Origin of the sequence: Schaalia radingae (genome assembly GCF_900106055.1) — a bacterium.
GTDB lineage: Bacteria > Actinomycetota > Actinomycetes > Actinomycetales > Actinomycetaceae > Pauljensenia > Pauljensenia radingae_A.
On the sequence record NZ_LT629792.1, the window covers coordinates 313756 to 335909 of the forward strand.

Genomic DNA, 22154 nt, shown 5'->3' on the forward strand with positions numbered 1-22154 from the left:
GGGAATAGTACGCCCGGCAAAACCTGGGCCACCCTCGTCAATGAGCTGCCAACGACTGGCCAGCAACCAACGCACAGTAAGGAGCATGTATGTCACTCAATGAACGCGATGCCACAGAGTTCGCCGAAATGTTCGCCGCGTTGGTCGACGCGATTTCGCTGGCAGTGCTGGACAAGAAACAGGCCATTCGACTGACGTTGACGACACTGTTCGCTGGCGGGCACCTGCTGCTCGAGGACGCGCCCGGAACAGGAAAAACTGCTCTTGCGCGCGCACTGGCGGCAACCATTGACGGGTCACACTCGCGCATCCAGTTCACACCTGACATGCTCCCCTCCGACATCACGGGCGTGAACATGTACGACCAGCAAAAACACGAGTGGGTATTCCACCGCGGCCCAATCTTCGCCCAGATTGTGCTGGCCGACGAAATCAACCGTGCATCGCCCAAGACGCAGTCGGCTCTGCTGGAAGTGATGGAAGAAGCGCACGTGACGATCGACGGCGTTTCCTACCCGGCTGGCGAACCCTTCATGGTCATTGCTACCCAGAACCCGGTCGAACAGGCCGGCACCTACCCGCTGCCTGAAGCGCAACTGGACCGATTCCTCATGAAAACGTCACTGGGGTATCCCTCGCGTGCAGCCATGATCGAAGTCCTTGACGGCGCGGCCGCACCGGACCGGTCACGTAACCTGCACCCCGTCGTCTCAGCCCATGAAGTCGACACGTTCCAGGCGATGGCCGCCGACAACCACACCGACCGCGCGGTTTTGGACTACATTGCCGCACTGGCCGAAGCCACCCGCGAAGACGAGTCCTCCATGTTGGGCGTGTCCACGCGAGCCGCCATCGGCATGACTCGATGCGCACGTGTATGGGCCGCAGCACAGGGACGTCACTTCGTGCTGCCTGACGACGTGAAAGCGCTCGCAGGACCTGTGTGGGAGCACCGCATCATCGTGGATCCGGACGCCGCATTCGCCGGCGCAACACCGGCCGGTGTTGTCTCGCGTGCACTGACCTCCGTTCCCGCTCCGATCACGGGTGCCTAAATGCCGCAGGAGGCTCAGCGTCGAATATCCATCATAGGTGGGGTGCGTCGTGCATGGGACATCGCCATTTCCACGATCACCATCAGTGGTGTCGGACTGCTGTGTGGTGGCATCGTGGCGACTATCCTTGCCTTCACCGCGCATTGGCGCGAAGCAGGGATCGTTGCCGTTGCGTGCGGATTATCCCTGATCGTCGCGCTGATCTGGATCATTGGGCGCGCTCCCCAGATCGTCAGCGTGGAGCTTCCTCAGACACGAACCGTCGCCGGACGCACCATCATTGGAGAGCTGCGCGTGCGCAACGACCATGCCCGACCGGCCCGCTCCCACGTCATTGAGCTGCCGGTCGGATCAGGTGCCGCCCAGTTCGTCGTCCCTAATCTGGCGGGCAGGAGCTCGTGGTCGGAAGTATTCGCAGTTCCCACCCGCAGGCGCGGTATCGTCACGGTCGGTCCGCCCAGTTCAGTGCGCTCCGATCCGGTGGGTCTGTTCCGCAGAGTCAGAGCATGGACGAAACCGATTCGCGTCTACGTCCACCCGCGTACAGTGCGCGTTCCTTTCGACGCGACAGGCTTCCAGGCAGACATCGAAGGCGTGGTGACAGCTAAACTGTCCTCCTCCGACGTGTCGTTCCATGCGTTGCGGGATTACCAGCCCGGCGATGACCGGCGAAACGTTCACTGGCCGACCACTGCCCGCACGGGTCGCCTGGTTGTGCGTCAGTTTGAGGAAACCCGCCGCTCCCATCACGTGATTTTCATCGATACGTTGCGTGATCACTGGGAAGAAGAACCGTTTGAGACGGCGCTGTCCATCGCCGCTTCACTGGCTCTGACGGGCATCACCGCGTCGCACCAGGTTTCGATGGCAACCTCGTCACGCCCTGTTTCCACACTGTCCGCGACCCGCATGCTCGATGAACTCACTGAAGAAAGCTGGCGAGTGGAGGACCAGGACCTGAGTGAGCGTCTGCGTGAAGTCCTCACGTCATATCCCAACGCGTCCGTTCTCACGCTGATTGTTCCGGCAAGCGTGTCATACGACGAGATCGCGCGCCTGTGCCATCTGCCGAGCGTTGACGTCATCGTCGGCGTGATCCGCGTGGACCCGGACGCGCCCTCATCTCGATCCAGTTCGTCACGAGCAGTCGTCGCAACCTGCCCGACCCTGGAGTCGCTTCCCCGCATGCTGGCACGCGGAGGGCTGCGATGAGTGCGAACACGTTCGACCGCCCGCCTGCAGGTGCACAGCGTCCACGCCGTTTTCGTGTGCGTAATGGACGAGGGCGACTGACACGAAGCCCGTTGCCTGTCTGGTCATGGATCGTCTTGGCGGTACTGTTCATTCCGGTGATTGCAGCGCACGAACCACTGTTTGGCCACGGACTGGGATTGCGCGCCGCGGGCAGTGGTGTTGCGGCAGGTCTGATCCTTGCGGCACTGTGCACCTACTGGCGCTGGGACGTGATTACGAGCGTGGCGGCACTGTTCGCGACGCACCTGCTGCTCGGCGGTATCGGCTCACTACCTGAAACGCTGTACGCGCACGTCATTCCCACCGGGCGCACCCTTCAGTTCCTGGTCATGCAGCCCGTTGTCGCGTGGCGTGACCTGCTGACACTGGCACCACCTGCGTCATCATATGTCGGCCCGTCGGTTATGCCGTGGATCTGCGGATTGCTGTGCGCATTCGCGACCGGGGTGATGACCATGCGGCGCGGCTGGGTTGTTGTCGGTACCATTCCGTTGGCGCTGATGGGCATCATCGCCGTGGCGTGGGGCCCCAGCGGCATGCAGCCGCCAGTGTGGGCCGTCATGGTGTGGTTCCTGGCGATCATCATGTGGTGGATGTGGTCCGTTCAGCATCTGCGCCTCCATTCTGATTTCGACATCCTCATCGGCCGGCGGGCTCGTCGTGCGGCAGGCATGACGACAACCGGACATAACACCTCGACACGGTCGGTGCGGCCAGTTCGCGCCCACGTGCTGCAGCAGGCTGTGGTCGCCCTCGTCATCACGGCATGTACGACCGCGCTCGCATTTCCTGTCACTTCTTACGTCGGATCGTGGGACGAACGCACAGTCCTGCGTGATCTTGTGGAGCCGCCGCTGGACCTGCATGACTACCCCAGTCCGCTTGCGGCCTTCCGGCATCTGACAACCGAGGAACGTGACGAGACGCTGATATCGGTGTCGCAACTGCCTCATGGGGCGCGCGTGCGCCTGGCCGTCATGGACACGTATAACGGCATCACATTCGGCATGTCCGATCCTGAGGAAAGCCCTGTCGGTAGCTACATTTCAGTGGGCAGTCAACTGCCGGTGCGGCCCTCTCCGATCGGTTCAGTGCGCGCAGATACGAGGGTGACAACGTCTGGCCTGATGGGGCCATGGGTTCCAACGATGGGGCAGGCCGAAGTTATCGAGTTTTCAGGCGACCAGGCGCAGCGATACCAGGATGGCCTGCACTGGAACAGGTGGGCAGACGCTGCGCTGACCACCGGGTCGGACGGGGATGATCTGAGCTATCACCTGGTCGCCGATGTGCCACCGCGCTGGTCTGATTCGCAGCTGGCAGGTGCCGGCGCAGTGTCGGTGGAAGGACAGCCTGACACGAACGTTCCTGACGGTGTCAAAGAACTTGCCGTCTCAATGTCAGCGATTGAATCGACTCCGATCAAGAAAGCCCGGGCCATTGAACGTACCTTGGCGCAGAACGGGTATTTCTCCAACGGGATGGATAAGAGCTCGCGGTCAGGACACCGGGCAGACCGACTGGCACGCATGATCGATGACGATCAGATGGTGGGCGATGACGAACAGTACGCAACTCTGATGGCTCTGATGCTGCACTCTCTGGGTATGTCAGCGCGCGTCGTGATGGGTGCCTATCCCAGTGACCCCGTCACAGGGGCTGCACTGGATCAACTGCAGGGGAATGCGGCCAGTGAAGCGCCGGTGCGTTCAGTTGGTCTCAAAGGTGCGGATCTGCACGTGTGGGTGGAGGCTGAATTTGTCGATGTCGGATGGGCGATTTTTGATCCCACACCCCCACGCGACAACATCTTTTCCGATCCGACCCCGGATCCGACTCCTACTCCGCGCCCGCAGGTTCTGCAGCCACCGAATCCGCCGGAAGAGCCTCCGGAGCTTCCGCCGGCGATAACAGAGAAGAACACGCCATCCGATTCGGAAGCACCTGTCCCTGTCCCATGGGGCGTGATCCTCACCTCGGTCGGTATAGCGTTGCTCATCATCGTGCCAATTGCAGCAATTCTGCTGTGGAAGGCTCGACGCCTCTACAAGCGGCGTCACAGCTCCCCGCTGTCATCAGTGGAAGGCTCATGGAACCAGACGGTCGATCTTGCGGCTGATGCCGGAACCCGGCTTCCTCGCGACATGACACGTGCAGAAGCAGCGTGGAGCCTTGCGGACAGCGTGTGGCAGGACACTCACGAGGACACAGAGTCGCCCTCGCCCGTCGTTGATGAGTCGACGGAAGCGTCAGTTGACTGGCGCGTTGCCGGCCAGACAGCACCGGCGACGGTGCTCCTGGCATCTATTGCCGACCGCGCTCAGTTTGGACAGGACGTCGTGACGAAGGATGATGCCAACCGAGCCTGGGGTTACTATTCGCAGTTGAAGGCAGAACTGCGATCCAGGCAGTCCTGGTTCCAGCGGGCACTGACCGCGCTGTCCGTCAGGTCGCTGAGGCGGCACCGGCACCGCCGCGGAGGCTTCACCCATGCCGAAAAGCCCCGCACAGAATCCCGGTGGCGCTTCTGGAAACGGCACTCGCGCCGCGATCAGCGGCAAAAGGCGTTCTCCGATCAGCCTGTCCGCACGTCGTCACCTAAAGGAAGACCATGACAAGTCAGAACAACCAAGGCCCACAGCTTGAGGGATACACGTTCAGACGCGCATTGGGTCACGGTGGCTTTGCGGATGTCTACCTCTACCAGCAGCATGTTCCCTCGCGCGACGTTGCCGTCAAAGTGGCGCGCAACCATGAAGGCACTGACGCAGACGAGGCAGTGATCCGGGAAGCTGATGCAATGGCGGCGACATCGGCTCACCCGTCGATCCCATCACTGTATGACGTGGGCACCACTGCTCAGGGAGATTCCTACCTGATCATGGAGTACTGTCCTGTGACCAATGTGCTCCAACAGGTGCGTTCCCAACCGATGTCAGTGCGGCGCGCCCTGGACGTCATGATCCAGCTGTGCGGCGCAGCGGAAATGGTGCACCGGGCAGGATACGTCCACCGCGATATCAAACCATCCAACGTCATGATGAATGCATATGGTCACCCGATGCTCACTGATTTTGGGGTTGCCGCCAAGTTGGGTGCTCCCGCTTCCCATTCCGCTGACGGCTTTTCGGTGCTGTGGGCGCCACCTGAGCAGCAGGTGTCTGGCACGCCCGCCCACCCCTCGATGGATATCTGGGCGCTGGCCACGACCGCGTGGACGTTCCTGACTGGGCGCTCACCCTTTGAGGACCCGGTGGGCGACAATTCGGCCGTGGCTGTGGCTGGCCGCGTCCAGGAAGGGCGCATCGGCTCGCTGAACCGCTCTGACGTGCCACAGGTATTGGAAGCTGCGTTGCGTCAGGCGCTGTCAGTGGATCCACGCCAACGCCCTGCCTCAGCAGCAGAGCTGGGCCGGCAGTTCCAGCGCGCCCAGGAAGTCATGCATCAGCCGATGACGCGCATGGAGCTTCACAGCGCCGGGCCGCACGATGACCTGACAGCCGTGCAGGACACGTCTATTGATTCAGATCAGACCAGGGTGCGTGCCATTCGCACCATTGATCCGTCGATGTCAGGTGCAGATAACCGCCGAGCAACGACGTCGGTAGAGGGACGAACAACGGACGGCGGCTGGAGCACAGTGGTGCCTGGAGGGCACACTGCAGGCACCGCTCGCGGCGACGCCAGAGACGATGCGTCCGAGCAGGCAGCATCTGGATCCTTTGTCTTCGCTGATTCACAGTCGTATGCTGTCGAGCCCGACCAATGGGTCTCTGAAGAAGACAGACTGGCGCAGATTGAACGCGAGAACGCGGCTTTTTCCTCCGATACCGCGCGGCCGGCACGACGCCTGTCGCTTCCCGTCATTATCGTCATTGCATGCGTGTGTGTGCTGGCGTGTGCCGGGCTGGTGGTTGCCCTGCTCACCGGCGGGGGAGGCACAATATCGTGGAACGGTCCATCACCTGCGCCAGGCCCGATCAATAACCCGACACCCGCACCTCCCGCACCGGTGGACCCCATCGGTCAGACTCCCCCCTCGCCCACGTCAGTAAGCGGCGTTGTCGACGGCGATGTCATCCACTGGTCGTGGCGCCACCACATGTCCGCAGATTCGTCCGGCCAGTCGGGCGCTCAGGATGATGCAGGCCAGCAGGACAGCGCCATGCAGTCTGATTCTGGCGGCCAATCCGGCGACGAACAGGTCATCGAATTCTTCTATGTGATGAGCGGCCCTGAAAATCTCAACCAGTCGGGCAAGACTCAGGTGCAGTCACTGGATACGCACGCATTGTCGGGAGAGAACTGCCTGGAGGTGACAGCCGCCATCAGGGGAGGCCGTCAGTCCGATTCAGCCAAGGCCTGCGTCGATGTGCCGTAGGACGTTCTGCCGCCTCGTCCGCGCCGGATGCCACGCTGGCCGGATGCCCCGCTGAGACCTCCCTACTTTTGACCTGACTCAGTGCGCGGAACGCGAAGTGAAAACGGGTTCGACACGTGGCGTGTCGTCACGGAGCTCTTCCTGGCACGTTTCCTGGTTTGTCGGTGCTGATCGATCAGTGTGGCAGCCACGAGGCTTCCGAGAAGCACAGCCACCCCGATGCCTGCAGCGATTGTCAGGTATTGCGTGCGGCTTTTTGTCAGATCCTCTTCGGGCTTGACCAGGCGCACAGGTGGAGGAATCGGCCGGTCTGCCCGCTGGTAGCGAGGGTTAGGCGGACCATCCTGCGTACCGTCGTTCACGAAGTTGATCGCATCCTTGGGTGCAACAATTCCCCACCCGACAATCTCATTGCGTTCAGAGGGCGTGGAGCGTAATGCTGTTGCAAGAATCCTGTACTTCCAGTCAGCAGGAGTCTCCTCTGGATGAGCAGCAGCGACGAGGGCGGCAATGCCGGCGACGTACCCCGTTGAGTACGACGTGGAGGGCTGCTCGCCTGACAGGACACAATCACCCCACTGGAGGAACGTGGTCAGCACATCGGAACCGGGAGCTGCCACTTCCACGTGAACGCCGTGCACGACGCTGTCAGAAGGCTGTCCCTGAAGCGTTACCGCACTGACTGAGAGCACCTGCTCATAGTTGGCAGGAAAACGCACCCCTGAATTTTCCCCGTTCGGATCGGCGTTACCCGCCGAGGCGACAATGAGCGCACCGGCGTTCGTAGCATAAGCGACTGCCTGAGCCAACTCAGCATGGTCAGACGGTGACGATGCCGGAACAGCAATGATTTTGGCACCGTGATCGGCCGCCCACCGTATGCCTGCTGCTGTGCGCTTCACGTTCGGACCGCGCCCATTGTCGGTATCCTCGGGTCGCGTGGAAGCATATACGCGCACAGGCAGAATCTGTGCTGACTTGGCGATGCCGACCAGTCCGGATCCCTCAACTGGCCGCGACGCGATCTGACCGGCGACCGCCGTACCGTGTCCGTCGACATCGGTGCGCCCATCGCCACCCGAATCAACAAAATCGGTTCCTGGCTGAACAGCTTCCTTCAGGTGCTCATTAGCGCTGCTCACCCCTGAGTCCACAACAGCGACGAGCACTCCGCCGGTGGACAGTTCCCACGCCTGCTGGATTCCCAGTCGTTCAAAGACGGGCGGTTCAATCGGAACGTACTGCGTCTTGCCTACCTGGCATGCCTGCGGTTCGTCCCCATTGGCGAGGGGGATGCGCGCCCGGTGATCGACTCGCGCAGGCTGGCTGTGAGAAGTGCCAACCGGGGCTTGAGCGTGAGATGCATGAGGGAGGAGCGACAGTGGAAGCAGGGCGCATACGCATGTCAGGAGGGCGGTGTGTGCCCACCTGACAATGTGTGTCCGTTGTTCGCTCATGAGGCTGAACCTGTGGCAGGATCGATGGGTTTGAGGTCGATGCCTTCAGGGATCAGCGCGATCCACGGCCCGGGAATCGGCGTAATGGAATTTTCGTCATACCCCAATCGCTGCATGGCTTCGGAGTAGTTCAGGCCCAGACCGTGCGACAGACCTGTATCAGAGATCAGCATGACGGCACCCAGGGAGCCGCCGGAAGTGGAACGTGCCAGAACACCGCTTCCGCCCAGAACGGATGTTGACCCCACGGCCGGCGGGTGAGGAGAATTCGAGGCCGCGGGGGAGGCGGACGTGCCCATACCCGACTGTGCGGATGCCAGATCTGGTGAATCAGCGGGTATGGCTGACAGGACGCTTCCTTTCTCGATGTCACTGACGTCGAGGTGAGCACACGGCCGAGCCTGCTCATTGGTAATCGTGCCGAGGGTGTCAGGCCAGTCCGCAGGAACAGGACCGCCTTCAGTGACGACATGAATATTGGCTATTTCACCGACGGACACTGTCGGTGGGTCAATTGTGTACGGGTTGCCGGTGGAAGAGGCCTGGTACATTGCATACGACACGTCGGAGAGCTGGACCAGCTGACCATCGCCTATGACGAGGTAGTGGTGGTCTCCCTCGGGAAATTTGACGTTGATGATCGTGCCGACGACGGCATCGTGGACGGACGAGGGCATCCCGCTGACGGGCGTACCGCTGTTGTCGAGACTGATGGGGGTGAATGGTGTGCCGTTATTGAAGAGATTGAGCCAGTCAGCCGGCACGTCAAAGACAGGTGAATCGTTGATGTTGAGGGTGTTCTTAAGGACTTCGAGATGTTCGGGTTCGATGCGGTGACGCACATTCTCTGCAATGACGTAGAGGGTGTCGCCCTGTTTGACCAGCGTTGTCGTCACGGGTTCGAGGCCGTCGGGTCGGATTGACACCCATGTGTGGGTCGACGCGTTTTCCATGACGCATGCGTTCCACTCGGTTGCTTTCAGGTCGGCGGGAGCGGGGACATTATCGGGTGCTTCAGGTTCTCCGATCGCATCGCCGCGAGGAATACCCGCGATCACTTTTTCTCCCACGGAAACGGTTTGCAGAGAGCCAGCCGGGGTGCGCATACGCGCTGAGGTGACATTGTAGATCGGGTGCAGTACTCCTTGAACGGAGTAGTAGCGCGCACCTGTTCCCTTGACGATAATCAGCGTGTTGTTCTGCCAGTTATCCGGCAGGGTGGGGGAGAACTTTCCCATCGCGAAGGCAATGCCGAGCATCAGCAGTGAAATGACGATCCCGCCGATCAGGGGCGGCACGAACGATTTGGATTCCAGTTCCCGGCCTCCAGGCGTGCCGGAGATGAACGCCGTGACGAGTCGGCGGCGATTAAACCGTTGCGCATTGAGAATATCTTTATTGGAAGCCATTAAATGATCCCCCACACCAGGCACGTCAGCGGAATGATCGCGATCAGAGCGATGACGTTGGCTCCATCTGCCAGGCGAGTGAGCCACGGGCGCAGCCGCGAATTAACGACGTTGGCCGCCAGGATCAGGATCGCGACCAGGACCGTCAGGCCTACCGTCCAGGGAAGCAGCCACGATACCGCCAGAGTTGCCAGGATCCCGGTGGCGAGCGTGATCAACATGCCGGCGACAACCCCGATAAAGACGTCAATTCGGCCGTGAAGCGACCGCGTCCCCAGCATGAATGCCGCCCCCACGCATGCCATGAGCAGGACACCCTCGACGGTCGCAACCACCATCGGAACGCAGGTAATGATCACCATGAACGATGCGATCTTCACTGATAAAGCCAGCGCCTGTCCGGTCACTACCTGTTCATCGACTGCTGCACCTGAGAATGACTCTGTTGATTGGATGTTAAGAGCGGGAATCCGCGAGGGCATCTGTGCCAGCCCGATCCACGGAGTCGACAGCACGACCAGCGTCAGGAGGGCCACCACCACCGTCGCTGACCGTTGCAGCGAAACTGTGGCGTAGGCAGTCAGTGCGCCGACGACCATATAGGAAAACCCTGCGAGCAATGGGCCGCCGGCAATGATGCGTAACCCCGGGGGAAGCACCATCGTGGCAAGGGAGCCGAACATGATGCCGACGCCGATGGCCATGAAACAGTGCGCCAGGTTCCCATCAGTGATGAGGGCAAATCCTGCGACCCCAAGAAGAACGGGAACGGTCAAGCTGAGCGAAACGGCTCCTGCAGTGCTGCTTCCTCGTGCCACGATCGCTGCAGTGGCGCACACGAGGGCGGCTCCGACAGCTGCGATGATGGCGGTGGCCATCGAGTGTCCACCGCGAATTGCGAGCAGCACCGCTGCAGTCAGGATCAGGATGACTCCGCAGTGTGATGACAGCTGTGCACTGTCGCCTTTGGTCCATGCGTCCTGATGTTTGTTGACGGATGTGCCGATAGCTTCAACCAGATCGTCATAGCGCTGGTCTACTGTGCTGCCACCCTCGGACTCAAGGGTCAGAAGTGTGCCGGGAGTGACGTGTTGGGCGCGCAGGGTTTGAGAATGGTCGAGTACGCGCCCTGACGGAGTCAGGAGTCGGTATCCCTGAGTTGCCGTTTCTGGATCGAGGCGGCCAAGTGCTTCAACCATGCCCGGCAGCAGCTCCGCCACGATCAACGATGACGGTACGGACATATCGAGCTTTTGACCAGCGCACATGACGGAGATTGGCATGAGTGTTCCGGTGCGTGATTTGACGCTCTGTGGCATGAACGGTCCTCTCGGATGCGTCGCCCGTGGAATTCGGGCCCCATCTAAGACTAAACGGTATTTCATTTATTGGAACATCAACAAACAATAAGTATGAAAGAGGGAAACCGTGAAGGGCATGCTGACGGTTCGATGGGTGAACACCCCGCATACTGCGAATCCGCGGACGACCAGCGTTAACTACCGTTTCTTTCGAGCGTAAACGGGCAAAAATCTCGATTTTTTTGCCGATTCTTTCAAGTAACACGTCGGTGACGAAACGTTTACAGTTTACTTCAGACTATTGCCAAACGGGGGGCGGGTATGTTTCAGTAAGTGTGTCATCTTCCGAGTGTTCGAAGTGAGTGCTCGGCAGCCTACCGATTATGGAGGATAAAACATGGCTGGACAGGTTTCCGCCGCAGAGGGTGCAATCCTCAAAGGCGCTCAAACTGTTTCTTCTACACGTCAGGATCTTGAGGGCCGCCTGAGCACCTTGCGCTCCAACCTTTCAAGCATCGGCTCACAGTGGGTCGGCAACGCATCTACCGCTTTCCAGCAGCTGATGGTTCAGTGGGATGAGGATGCACGCAAGATCACCAGTGCGTTGAACGAATTCGAAGCCAACCTGCGTTCATCGCAGCAGGCTTACGACACGACCGATGCCGACCACCAGGCTGCGATGAACTCCGTCGCCGGCCGTCTTGGAATGTGAGAGGACTAAGCTGAAATGGATCTGAAAGTAAACTACGGGGCTCTGTCAACCGCCTCAGCAGATATCAACACTGGTGCTACCGGCATTCAAAACACCTTGGATCAGATGGATTCTGAGCTCCAGCAGCTGCAGACCAACTGGGAAGGCGATGCACAGCAGGCCTACCAGGTTGCCAAGGCAAAGTGGACCGAGGGCATGACCGGTATGCGTGACGTCCTGGCTCGCATCAGCGTTCTCGTCGAGCAGGCTAACCAGGATTACAACTCAACTGACCACCACAACGCAGGACTGTTCCAGTAGTCTGAGCCTTGTGCTTGTCGAAAGGGACGCTGCAGGCGGTTTCTCGCGGCAGCGTCCCTTTCGCCGGTTCACTATTTCGATCTGATTCACGACATGGACACAACGATCGTTCGACCACGACAGGTGTAGAGGAGAAACAGTGTCTGGAGGCTGGGAAGTAGATGTTGATGCTGCGCGGACGGAGCTGAATAAGCTGCGCCACGACGGGTTGACTCACGTTACAGCGGCGAAGACTTCCACTGGCAGCATTGCCAGGGGTGAGACCAGCGCGAAGTGGGGAGTTGAAAGCGGAGCGGTGATGTTCCGTGAGCGTCTCGTTGAAAATTTGAATGAACTGGAGGTCCTCATCGATCTGCTTCATTCAGACTTGACTGCCTTCTCCGGTGGTGTTGACGATGCGATCAATGCATTCATACGCTCCGATACGGACTCTGAAGCAGAGTTGAAGGTCAAGGAAGCAGAATCTGCCCGAAATGCCGAGCGCCCGCAGGAGCAGGAACGCCTTCGCGAGCAAAGCGGCGAAGAGGCAGATACGAGTGAGCAGGGCTCAGAAGGCGCGACCGAGCGTACGAACTCGGAATCCGAAGATGGAAACGAGCGCAGGAATTCGGAGTCCGAAGACCCCGAGTAAGCCCCTGAGAGATTCCACATGTTGAACTACTGGAGTGAATAGGTGAATCATGGCTGGAGAAATCGTCCAACGACTGGAAGCGGTGCAGCAGCTTCCGGTGCGAGGCGCGGAGACGCCGGACTCGATCGAGAAGATTTCAGAAAAACTCGATGAGTGCAACGAGATCATTAGCACGTATAAGGCCAGGACGAATATTTCTGGCGAAACCAATGACGCCATTGTGAGTTGGCTATCGCGGTGCCAGAGTAAAGTGGAGGATTACTCGGCCGCGGTCAGGACGTATTCGAAGGCTTATTCTCAGGCGCAGGTTGCTATCCGACAGGCGGCACGTGAGGGTGAGATGGTTGTCGCGGAGTATCACCGCGCAGGCCCCAAGCGTCCTGAAGATATCAGCCAGCTCGATTCGGAAGCCGCCCAGATCCTTTCGAAAATGAATGCGGGCCTGCGCGCGGCATCTCGAACAGGTATGAAAGTGATCTCCAGCGGCCAGCAAGTGAACAGGTCAGGAGGCTCCTCCACAGGGAATAATTCTTCACGGTCAGGATCGGGCGTCGGCTACGCGAATTACGACTACCCAAATGGAACTGGCTCTCGTGGACGCGGGCAAAGCGCAGGAATACCGTTGATCTCCGGATCTGAGACACGTCACGGACTGGGTTCGTGGATGTCGAACATGCGAGGCGAGTCGAGCGCGTCCATCGGAGACGTCAACTCAGGTGCCACGGCATTTGAAAGCGGAACTCGCAATGAGGCAACGCTGTCAGGCTCCTCCCCTGATGGTGCGATCAGACCTGACGGCCCCCTGAAGGGATATCTGCCGGAGGGAACGCGCCCTAAGGGTATCGGTGCATTCCTCGATCAGGGAATCGCTGCGGAGGGAAGTCGTCTGGGAGTAGGCGGCTCGACGGCTGTCATGGCAGGAGGTCTGCTGGGAGCAGGAGCTGCCACTTTGGCTGCCCGGGCCGGCGGATCAGGTCTGTCAGGACTGTCATTGGCCGGACCGAACGCAGCGGCCGCATTTTCGCGGGGAGTTCCCGCCAGCGGAATCGTGTCATCGTCCACCTCGGGTGGTGCTGGAGGAAGTGCAGCAGGAATGTCCGCGCAAGGCACAACAGGTGGTGCTGGAGGAAGTGCAGCAGGAATGTCCGCGCAAGGCACAACAGGTGGCGCTGGAGGAATGGCTGCCCGGGGCGCGACAGGCTTTGGAGCTCGGGGTGCAGGTGGTGCGGCCAACTCTTCAGCTGCGGCTGCCGCAGGTCGAGGCGGAATGGGACGAGGCTTTATGGCACCCATGGGCGGTACCGGTGCCGGCTCTGACAACAGCGAGAGAAAATCCGCGCTCGTGGGATACGATGTATTCCGTTTGGAAGACGACGCAGCTTCAGAACCATACGAATCAGAGCAGTCAGGAGCAGGTTCAGCGGAGGATCTACATGCCAGTGAAAGCGAAATCGAGGATCGTTGGTGAGTAGTTTCCCGATTCGATCAACTCGCCCCCTCAGAAGTCTCAGCCTCTGCCTGTCAGCAGTGCTCATCGCTCTGCTGTGCATGGTGGGCGTCCCCGCCCACGGCGATGACACAATTCGCGACCAGGCCTACGAGGACTATCTGGGGTTGGACGAGGCGCGCTCGCAGGGGCTGGATGGGTCCGGCATCACGATCGGAATCGTGGACGGACTGGCCGATACGGGAGTGCCGGAACTGGCCGGTGCCGACATCGCCGCTCACGAGGCAATGTGCTCTGACGCCGCATTCGAACCTATTGAAGTGTCACACGCAACCGCCGTCACGTCAGTAGTCGCCTCGCCGGATTACGGCGTGGCACCCGGTGCGACAATCGTGAACTTTGCGGTGACGTCGACGTTCAATAAGTCCAGTGACGGCCTGTCCACGCAGTGCGCTGCCCAGGACGACGTGGTCAGTGCAATCAATGCCGCCATCAATGCGGGCGCCGATATCGTGGTGATCACGATCGGTGGCAGCGCTTCGCTGCTCCAATATGTCTCGATGCGCGCCGAGCTGCACGAGGTGTTGCTGGTGGCAGCTGCCGGCAATAAAGAGGATTTCCCTATCAACATCGCCGCAGATAACGGTGTCCTGGCTGTGGGCTCATCTGACTTTGAAGGCAACCGCTCAACGTTTTCGTCCCACGGCGAGGGGTTGGACGTGGTCCTTCCCGGTGAACAGATCACGCTTCGCGACCCGGACCCTGACGGCAACCTCACGGTCATTACACCTGATGCATGGGGAACCTCGTTTTCAGCTCCAATGGCTGCCGGCATGCTGGCATTGGGTATGCAGAAGTGGCCCGAGGCGACGCCGTACGAAGTGCTCAACGCTTTTTCGTGGTCAACAGGTCGTGAAGACTGGGATGAGCAGATTGGTTTTGGAGTTCCGCAGCTGCATGAGTTCCTCAACGCCGATCCAACCCGTTTCAAGGACGAAAACCCCCTGCTGCACAAATCAGATCACGGCCCTGATGATCAGCTGCGAGCCGATTACCGCGACGGCCTCATTGACCCCTTCTTCACGATAGATGTCGGAGACAAGGACTACGTGTATCGCGGGCGCGCAGACGACGCTTTTGCACGTCCCGAATACGGCGATCAATGGCAGCCCGGCACCTCACCGCGCTTTACCCAATCGGGGCAGTCAGGTGCCAGCCAGTCTGACGCCAGCCAACTGCCTCAGTCCGCACCATCAGACGGGGTCGGCCAGTCCAATGGCATACCGCTTGGCATCTGGATTGCAGTAGGTGCAGTCGTCTTTGTCGTCATAATTGTGGTCGTCGTGCTTGTTGCCCGCGCGCGTTCGCCTCGGACCGGCACTCCACGTCAGCAGCCATTCTAAGAGCAGCCAGGGACGCAGCTGAGGCGCAGTCGATGCGGCAATCGATCTTCCTGGCACACAAACTCTATGAATTTGAGCCCGGACGTGAAAAACTCGGAGTGAACATCCGACAGGAAGAGGTATGCCATGGACCTATCTCGTCTCGGTAGCGTTGTACGCACGCGGTGGGGAGCAGCAACCGATCAGGGTCCGCGCCCCGACAATGAGGACCATTGGGCAGCACAGCCCCCTCTCTACGCAGTAGCAGACGGTATGGGTGGACATGCAGGTGGCGGACGTGCCTCCGAAGTGGCGATCCAGGCTTTCACTGGCGCACTGTCCGGCGATGCTCTCAATGGCCGCGAAGCCGATGTGAACGACCTTGATCATGCCATTTCCGTCGCCGCGCAGGCAGTGATGGCCCTGGCTTCCCCCTCGTCCATGTCCGACGAGGACAAAGACCTGGCGAATATTGTGCTGGCCGGTGCGCCGGGCACGACCCTGACGGGGGTTCTCATCGCCAGTCACGAGGAGCGGCCTCAATGGCTTGTCTTCAATGTAGGCGATTCGCGTACGTACCTTATAAACGATGGGCAGATCCGGGCCATGACGAAAGACCATTCGGCCCGGCAGGAAGCGCGTGACGCTCAATGGTCACCAGACGAACTCCCCGCAGCCAATATCATCACACGCGCCCTGGGTGGCGGAATGCCGGGCCTGCCCCAGGCGGACTTCACCGTGACGACGATCGCGCCTGGGGACAGGGTGGTGATCTGCTCAGATGGAGTGCACTCGGCGATTGACGACGCGGAGATGGTTCGCATCGTTACTCAGTCAGATGATGCTCAACGCGCGGCAAATGCGCTGGTGGATGCGGCGCTGGAGCGGCAGACACGCGACAACGCGACGGTTGTGACGATTTTCGTTGAATCCGTGAACCCGCCGTGGCCAGCTGACGATTCCGTCAATCCGTTTGAACGTACCGTCGGCATTGCGCGTCCTTCCTCTACGCAGACGATTCGCCGTCAGCCAGGCAGTGATGCGGCCGAACAAGCGGGCGACGAGGTTCCTTCGTCCGCGGAGGAAATCATCTGATGTGGCAGCTTGGACGCGTATCCACCCAAGGGCATGGGGTTGTCGCCGTCAACGGCCCGTTCGGTACGGCATTGGTGTCCTCTGAATGCCTGAACGCCGCACTGACGTGTGTCATGAACGAGGGGGACCCCGGCGAGCTGCTCGAATCGATTCGTGCACAAGGCGGACGCGTTTTCGTCGCTGATACTCGCGGGGACCAGGTGCAGCTCTATGCGCATCCCGAATGTTCGATTCGGATCTGGAGCGCGAGCCCGATGACGGATTCTGAATCAGCAGGTCAACCGCAGGTTCGCTCCTCGCGCATCACGTCCGAAGGTGTGCAGGCCGATTCTTCACACTGGGACGCTATCGAGATCGAGTTCGGCTCTGGCGAACTGGATCAGTCTGATGCTGACAGCAATGACACGGACCAGGCAGATGGCATCGCTGATGGGCAGCGCCGTGATCCGTGGCTGCCGCTTGTCACAGGCGCGGCTCAGGCTCGCCGAGTGCGCATCGGTTACTTCGATCCGGTGTCCTCGCCTCTCGATGCAGTAGATCGTGACGATGCCTCAGATCGCGACGCGTCACCTCATGACGTGTCGCCTGAGGCGAGCCAGAGCACCCTCGCCGATAGTGACAATACCGCGAGCAGCGTGGATGCTGAGCCGACGCCTCCAGCTGACCCAACACCGCCTGTCGGACCTGCCGGGGTTGCTGCACCAGTCACCCCTGCTGCGCCTGCTGCTAGTGACGTGCCTGACGGCCCTGGCAAGCTGGTAACGCCGTCTGCGCCCGCTTCTCGTGGCGTTCCCGAAGGATTCAACCCTGAATCGCTCGAAAAAACGATGACGCCTGAAATGCTCGAACAGATGCGCCGTCAACGCGAACAAAACCAGCCACATCGCGGCTCGCAGGACTCACTGGATTCGGGCCAGGGCCCCCAGGCACCTCACACCGTGCGTTATGCTGCGCAGCCAGCAGCGCCCACCGCTCAACCATCAGCCAGGTCGCAGAGCCCCGACAGTGCGAGCAGCGGCACCCAATTTGCTGACAGTCCCTTTCAGGGACGCCCCTATGATTCTGCGGCCCCGAACGGATACCCGGGTCCTCCGCCGCCTCCACTCCCATCTGAGACACCGCACACGCGACTCAGTGCTTACCTCGTCTATGCCGGTGGAGCGCCTGTTGAACTCACCCGAGATGTGGTCATTGGTCGAGATCCGAACTCGCGCGTCATTACAGGACGCCCACCTGCCACAACACTTCGCGTGCCCAGCCCGCAGGGGGAAATATCTCGGTCACACTGCATCGTCATGCCGCAAGGCCCTGAACGGTGGGCCGTGATGGATCTGGGATCTGCTAACGGCACGACAGTCGTACACGAAAACGGGCAAGTCAGCCGTGTCGCCACGTGGGATCCAGTAGTCCTATTCGACCGCGATCGCATCGACCTGGGGGAGGGTCTCAGCGTGGAGTTCCGCGTCGTTGAAACACCGGCGATGCGTTACGCCCCGCCACAGGGCTGACCAGCCGGGTAGCAGTCGACACCTCCGCGTTTTTGCGTCACGCTCAGATCATCTGGCTAGAACCCAGTCGCGCACCTGCAACCGGGCCGGCACTGCAATCGGGTCGGCGCAGCAGACCCAGGTCACGCGATCGGATCCGTCCACGCCAATTGACCCATCACGAGTCCCGCGTCGCGTGACACGATCTGGGCACGACCGGCTACCAGGCGCTTCGGCTTGATGCGGCCAATGACCGCGCCCTCATCAGGGCTGCCGGACAGCATCAAACCAGTGGTACCGAGTTCAGACAGTGCCTGAAGGACAGGTTCGAAGGCAGCGCGCGAAGCACCGCCCATTCGTCTGCTCACGATGACGTGAAGACCCACATCCACAGCCTGAGCAAGTAACGGCTGGAGGGCGATCAGCGGGTTACCTGACTGTGTGGCAACCAGATCGTAGTCATCGACCAGCAGCCACGCCTCGGCGCCCTGCCACCAGGAGCGGTTACGGAGCTGCTCAGTTGTCACAGAGTCACTGGGCAGTCGGGTGCGCAGATACTCAGCCAGATCATTGATCGTCGCTGTCGCATCATCACGCGTGGTCATGTAACCCGCAAGGTACTCCTCGGGAACCTCCCCGAGCAGGGTGCGGCGGTAGTCAACCAGGAAGATCTGGGCCTGCTTTGGCGTACTCGTGCGCATGATTTCACGAGCGACAGTGCGCAGGAATGCGGTCTTGCCGGACTTGGAATCGCCGTACAGGTACAGGTGCGATTCGTGGGCAGGATCGAAGACCCATGGGCCCAGTCGGGATTCTTCCACGCCGAGCAGCAATCCCTCGCGGTCCTGCGCTCCCTCCAGTTGCTGGACTTCCTCCACCGTGATGCGTTCGGGCAACAGGCGCAGTTTCGGACCCGGTGCGGGGGCGGCCTTTGCGATGCGCTCAAGCGTTGCGGTAATGCCGGCTGACATGGACGATACGTCGTGGTCACCGTCCGCCCTCGGCAACGCGACGAGGACGTGGTGGCCGCCCATTTCCAAGCCGCGCCCTGGACGACCCTCCGGCACCGTAGCCGCAACCTTGCGGTTGACTTCAGAATCGGTGACGTCGCCCAGCCGCAGCTCCAGCTTTGATCCCATGACGTCACGTACCTGCTGACGCATATCCATCCAGCGTGATGTCGCGACTATCAGGTGGACGCCGAACGACAGCGCCCGCGGCAACATGGCCTGGATTCGCATATCGAGATCCTCGAAGTCGCTGCGCAGGATCGCCCACCCGTCAACGACCAGGAACACATCGCCGTATCCGTCGTCGAAACGCCCCTCAGCGCGTCCCTGCCGGTACGTGGAGATGGAGTCGATTCGATTCGCGCGGAAATAGCGTTCACGGTCGACGATCATGGACTCGATCTCGGCAAGCATACGGTTGAGGATGTCGGGGGTATCACGCGTCGCCACGCCAGCGATGTGGGGTGCGTCCGCAAAGGCTGAGAAAGTGCCGCCGCCCAGGTCAATGATGTAGAACTGGACTTCCTGCGGTGTGTGCGTCAACGACAGTGCCATGACCAGTGTGCGCAGCGCGGTGGACTTACCTGACAGTGGACCACCCACAATGGCCATGTGACCACCCGCGCCGGACAGGTCATATTCCAGTGTCTCACGGCGCTGTTCCAGCGGAACGTCTGTGGTGCCCATCGGGACACGCAGACGGCCTTTCGCACGCCACGATTGTGAAACCAATCCCAGGCGCGGATCTGCATCCAGATCCGGCATGAGGGCGTCCAACGTATCCGGGATATCCAGGGGCGGCAGCCACACCTGGTGGGCTTCAGGTCCGTGACCCACCATCTTGGCAACCGCAATATCCATCTGTGTCATATCCGCCCACTGACGGTCCTCAGGGGCGACATATTCGTTGCGAGCTTCTCCCTGCTCGCGATCAGAATCCTGGTCAGAGTTATCCTCGTCAAGCGAAAGCTGAGGAGTGGAGGTGAACGGGAGAATCGTGAGCGCCGACTCGGGGGAGCCGGCCTGCTCGCCTGAGCGTGGAGCGTGGGAACGTGCCGGCGGGGGAGCGGCAACATACGAGGCGCGGAAACGCACCATCTGATCAGTACCGGTCTTCAGATATCCGACGCCTGGAATCGATGGCAGCTCATACGCATCCGTCACCCCCAGCACGGAACGTGACTCCTGACCGGAGAATGTACGCAAGCCCATGCGATAGGACAGGTGCGAATCCAGCCCGCGCAGACGGCCTTCTTCCAGGCGCTGAGAGGCCAGCAGCAAGTGGATCGACATGGATCGCCCCAGACGACCGATTTGTACGAACAGATCAATGAAGTCAGGTTTGGCCGACAACAGTTCGGAAAACTCGTCGAGGATGATGAACAGTGCCGGCATCGGCGGATACTCGTGTTTACCGGCGCGCCGATCTGCCTCGTAATCCGTGACGTTGGCGTAGTTGCCGGCCTTTCGCAGCAGCTCCTGGCGTCGCACCATTTCGCCGCGCAGGGCCTCCTGCATACGGTCAACCAGGAACAGTTCCGACTCAAGGTTGGAAATGACGGCCGATACGTGCGGCAGCTTGCCCATTCCCCAGAACGTCGCGCCACCCTTGAAGTCAACCAGCACGAAGTTGAGCTGCTCGGGGGAGTGGGTCAGCGCCATTGCCAGCACCAGAGTCCTGAGTACCTCAGACTTACCTGAACCAGTCGCACCGATCAGCAGGCCATGCGGGCCCATACCTTGCTGAGCTGATTCCTTGATGTCCAGCAGGACGGGGATCCCCTCGGGCGTCACACCGAACGGAACACGCAGCAAGTCGCGCCCGGTGCGGTACTTCCATTCCTTATCTGGATCGAAGTCGCGCACATCCGGCAGGTGCAGCAGCGTCATCAGGTCTTCCGAACGTGCGGGGTCTGAGCGGCCGGCAGGTTTGTCGGCGGAACGTTTCTCGCCTTCGCTCCAGAATGCGGTGCGTCGGCTCAGTGCTTCAGCCTGCTCGATGCTCATCTCATCGGGTTGGGCGACGATGGGGCGCTGATCCATCAGCACGACTTCCATGACTCGCCGATCGGCAGGATCCTTGTGTTCGTACGGGTGAATCAGCAGGCGCATCGTGCTGCGTGAGACGAGCGGTCCCCACTTTTCGAGAACCTTGATAACGGTGACGCCCAGACATCCTTCGAGTGACCCGAGGCGCGTTTGTGACGGCATGTTCGCATCGTCGACGATCAGCACGAGGTGCGGCCACTGCACGTTTTCGTCACGTGGTCGGAACGTGCCACGCGTGGTGAACTCCTCACCCAGCAGGTTTTCCAGTTCGGCGTAGTCGCTGGTGATCATTCGTGCAGGGCCGAGGGCGTCCCGCTCCTCTGATGAACGCGCATGCGGGGCCCACTTGACCCACTCCCACTGCGGGCGTGCCTCCTCGGAGCATAAGACGGCGACTTTCAGGGCGCCTGGACCGATGAATGTCAGCAGGTGGCACAGCATGGCACGTGCCTGCGCGCGGGCCACATCGTGCCGCCCTGCAACCTCAATATGGGAGAATTCTCCGATCATGACGCCGAAAGGCACATGATCAATGTTGGAAAACGTCTCCACGAACCGGTTGAGCGCACTATGGCAGACGATGTCGGGGTTGGCCATCGGAGGAAGCTCAGGTACGTCAAGATCCATTGAGAGTGCTTGTGTTGAAGAGCCAATTCGCATGTTGAGCGCGTCAGCATCCCCTGGGGCTCGTTCCCACAGACGGGCGCGGTCCTGCGCAATCAACGTTAAAGCCAGCGGGTCGGGTAAGTGCCAGCGGATATAGGCGCGCTGTTTGCGCTCAGCAGTGCGGACGGTCTGGCGCATTTCTGACAGGTAGGCGAGGTATTCCCGGCGGGTCGTCACCACTTTTTGACGGTGCCCGCCGATCTGGCGGTAGATATTGAAACCGACCATGGATAGCATCGCGAAAACCATGGCGCCGCCCATCATGAGCATGCGCGGGTTGTTGTTCGCACTCATGACCATAAAGATCATGACACCCATCGATCCGAACATCGGGACAACCGTCATCAGGACATTGCCCATACCAGGCGGTTCAACCTGATCCGGAGGCCCCTCGATCGGGATCGTACCCGCAGGCAGCTCCGGCGAGCTGACCCGGTCTGGGGATGCGTCCTCTTCTGCCATATTTTCACCTCAAATGGTGGTCTTGACATGAAATGCATGCGCATCTCATATTATCT

The 22154-nt window shown here is 60.4% G+C and carries 15 protein-coding genes; 11 read left to right on the forward strand and 4 right to left on the reverse strand.

The window, feature by feature from the left end:
- Nucleotides 1-89 precede the first annotated feature (89 nt).
- The 4 genes from BLT69_RS01370 to BLT69_RS01385 are packed head-to-tail and all read left to right on the forward strand — an operon-like array spanning nt 90 to nt 6690.
- Nucleotides 90-1055, forward strand: a complete 966-nt coding sequence (locus BLT69_RS01370) for an AAA family ATPase (RefSeq protein WP_092648199.1) — start codon at nt 90-92, stop codon at nt 1053-1055.
- Nucleotides 1056-1097: 42 nt separating this feature from the next.
- Nucleotides 1098-2267, forward strand: coding sequence for a DUF58 domain-containing protein (locus BLT69_RS01375; protein WP_157886299.1), 1170 nt, complete (start codon nt 1098-1100; stop codon nt 2265-2267).
- A complete protein-coding gene (locus tag BLT69_RS01380) occupies nt 2264-4924 on the forward strand; it encodes a transglutaminase-like domain-containing protein (protein ID WP_092648201.1) in 2661 nt (886 codons plus the stop codon). Before BLT69_RS01375 ends, BLT69_RS01380 begins: the two co-directional genes overlap by 4 nt.
- Complete coding sequence (locus tag BLT69_RS01385) at nt 4921-6690, forward strand: serine/threonine-protein kinase (RefSeq protein ID WP_092648202.1); 1770 nt, start codon at nt 4921-4923, stop codon at nt 6688-6690. Before BLT69_RS01380 ends, BLT69_RS01385 begins: the two co-directional genes overlap by 4 nt.
- A 62-nt stretch (nt 6691-6752) precedes the next feature.
- Here BLT69_RS01385 and BLT69_RS01390 read toward each other — a convergent pair whose 3' ends face one another.
- The 3 genes from BLT69_RS01390 to BLT69_RS01400 are packed head-to-tail and all read right to left on the reverse strand — an operon-like array spanning nt 6753 to nt 10875.
- Entirely contained in the window at nt 6753-8147 is a 1395-nt protein-coding gene (locus BLT69_RS01390; RefSeq protein WP_092648203.1) for a S8 family serine peptidase, read from the reverse strand.
- Complete coding sequence (gene eccB / locus BLT69_RS01395) at nt 8144-9556, reverse strand: type VII secretion protein EccB (RefSeq protein WP_058237773.1); 1413 nt, start codon at nt 9554-9556, stop codon at nt 8144-8146. Before eccB ends, BLT69_RS01390 begins: the two co-directional genes overlap by 4 nt.
- Nucleotides 9556-10875, reverse strand: a complete 1320-nt coding sequence (locus tag BLT69_RS01400; protein WP_157886300.1) for an EsaB/YukD family protein — start codon at nt 10873-10875, stop codon at nt 9556-9558. Before BLT69_RS01400 ends, eccB begins: the two co-directional genes overlap by 1 nt.
- 379 nt (nt 10876-11254) lie before the next feature.
- On the opposite strand from BLT69_RS01400, the gene BLT69_RS01405 reads away from it, so the two are divergent.
- From BLT69_RS01405 to BLT69_RS01435, 7 genes are all read left to right on the forward strand, one after another.
- Nucleotides 11255-11569: a WXG100 family type VII secretion target gene (locus BLT69_RS01405; RefSeq protein ID WP_058237775.1), complete on the forward strand. Its 315-nt coding sequence runs from the start codon at nt 11255-11257 to the stop codon at nt 11567-11569.
- Between the two features lie 15 nt (nt 11570-11584).
- Nucleotides 11585-11869 (forward strand): WXG100 family type VII secretion target, encoded by a 285-nt coding sequence (locus BLT69_RS01410; RefSeq protein WP_058237776.1) that lies wholly within the window; start codon nt 11585-11587, stop codon nt 11867-11869.
- 139 nt (nt 11870-12008) lie between these two features.
- Nucleotides 12009-12500 (forward strand): hypothetical protein, encoded by a 492-nt coding sequence (locus BLT69_RS01415; protein ID WP_070728167.1) that lies wholly within the window; start codon nt 12009-12011, stop codon nt 12498-12500.
- Between the two features lie 49 nt (nt 12501-12549).
- Nucleotides 12550-13968 carry a hypothetical protein gene (locus BLT69_RS11175; RefSeq protein WP_092648205.1) on the forward strand — a complete coding sequence of 473 codons (1419 nt, stop codon included), beginning with the start codon at nt 12550-12552 and terminating at the stop codon, nt 13966-13968.
- Entirely contained in the window at nt 13965-15350 is a 1386-nt protein-coding gene (locus BLT69_RS01425) for a S8 family peptidase (RefSeq protein WP_141757429.1), read from the forward strand. The genes BLT69_RS11175 and BLT69_RS01425 overlap by 4 nt, the downstream gene beginning before the upstream one ends.
- Before the next feature lie 126 nt (nt 15351-15476).
- Nucleotides 15477-16424: a PP2C family protein-serine/threonine phosphatase gene (locus BLT69_RS01430; RefSeq protein ID WP_092648206.1), complete on the forward strand. Its 948-nt coding sequence runs from the start codon at nt 15477-15479 to the stop codon at nt 16422-16424.
- Nucleotides 16424-17932 (forward strand): FHA domain-containing protein, encoded by a 1509-nt coding sequence (locus BLT69_RS01435; RefSeq protein WP_092648207.1) that lies wholly within the window; start codon nt 16424-16426, stop codon nt 17930-17932. The genes BLT69_RS01430 and BLT69_RS01435 overlap by 1 nt, the downstream gene beginning before the upstream one ends.
- Nucleotides 17933-18054: 122 nt before the next feature.
- Here BLT69_RS01435 and eccCa read toward each other — a convergent pair whose 3' ends face one another.
- A complete protein-coding gene (gene eccCa / locus BLT69_RS01440; RefSeq protein ID WP_092648208.1) occupies nt 18055-22098 on the reverse strand; it encodes a type VII secretion protein EccCa in 4044 nt (1347 codons plus the stop codon).
- Nucleotides 22099-22154: the final 56 nt, after the last annotated feature.

Bases quoted from the DNA above. Each gene is read 5' to 3' on its own strand.
- BLT69_RS01370 (WP_092648199.1), top strand. From the start codon at position 90: ATGTCACTCAATGAACGCGATGCCACAGAGTTCGCCGAAATGTTCGCC.
- BLT69_RS01430 (WP_092648206.1), top strand. From the start codon at position 15,477: ATGGACCTATCTCGTCTCGGTAGCGTTGTACGCACGCGGTGGGGAGCA.
- BLT69_RS01390 (WP_092648203.1), bottom strand. From the start codon at position 8,147: ATGAGCGAACAACGGACACACATTGTCAGGTGGGCACACACCGCCCTC.
- BLT69_RS01405 (WP_058237775.1), top strand. From the start codon at position 11,255: ATGGCTGGACAGGTTTCCGCCGCAGAGGGTGCAATCCTCAAAGGCGCT.
- eccB (WP_058237773.1), bottom strand. From the start codon at position 9,556: ATGGCTTCCAATAAAGATATTCTCAATGCGCAACGGTTTAATCGCCGC.
- BLT69_RS01400 (WP_157886300.1), bottom strand. From the start codon at position 10,875: ATGCCACAGAGCGTCAAATCACGCACCGGAACACTCATGCCAATCTCC.
- BLT69_RS01380 (WP_092648201.1), top strand. From the start codon at position 2,264: ATGAGTGCGAACACGTTCGACCGCCCGCCTGCAGGTGCACAGCGTCCA.
- BLT69_RS01410 (WP_058237776.1), top strand. From the start codon at position 11,585: ATGGATCTGAAAGTAAACTACGGGGCTCTGTCAACCGCCTCAGCAGAT.
- BLT69_RS11175 (WP_092648205.1), top strand. From the start codon at position 12,550: ATGGCTGGAGAAATCGTCCAACGACTGGAAGCGGTGCAGCAGCTTCCG.
- BLT69_RS01385 (WP_092648202.1), top strand. From the start codon at position 4,921: ATGACAAGTCAGAACAACCAAGGCCCACAGCTTGAGGGATACACGTTC.
- eccCa (WP_092648208.1), bottom strand. From the start codon at position 22,098: ATGGCAGAAGAGGACGCATCCCCAGACCGGGTCAGCTCGCCGGAGCTG.
- BLT69_RS01435 (WP_092648207.1), top strand. From the start codon at position 16,424: ATGTGGCAGCTTGGACGCGTATCCACCCAAGGGCATGGGGTTGTCGCC.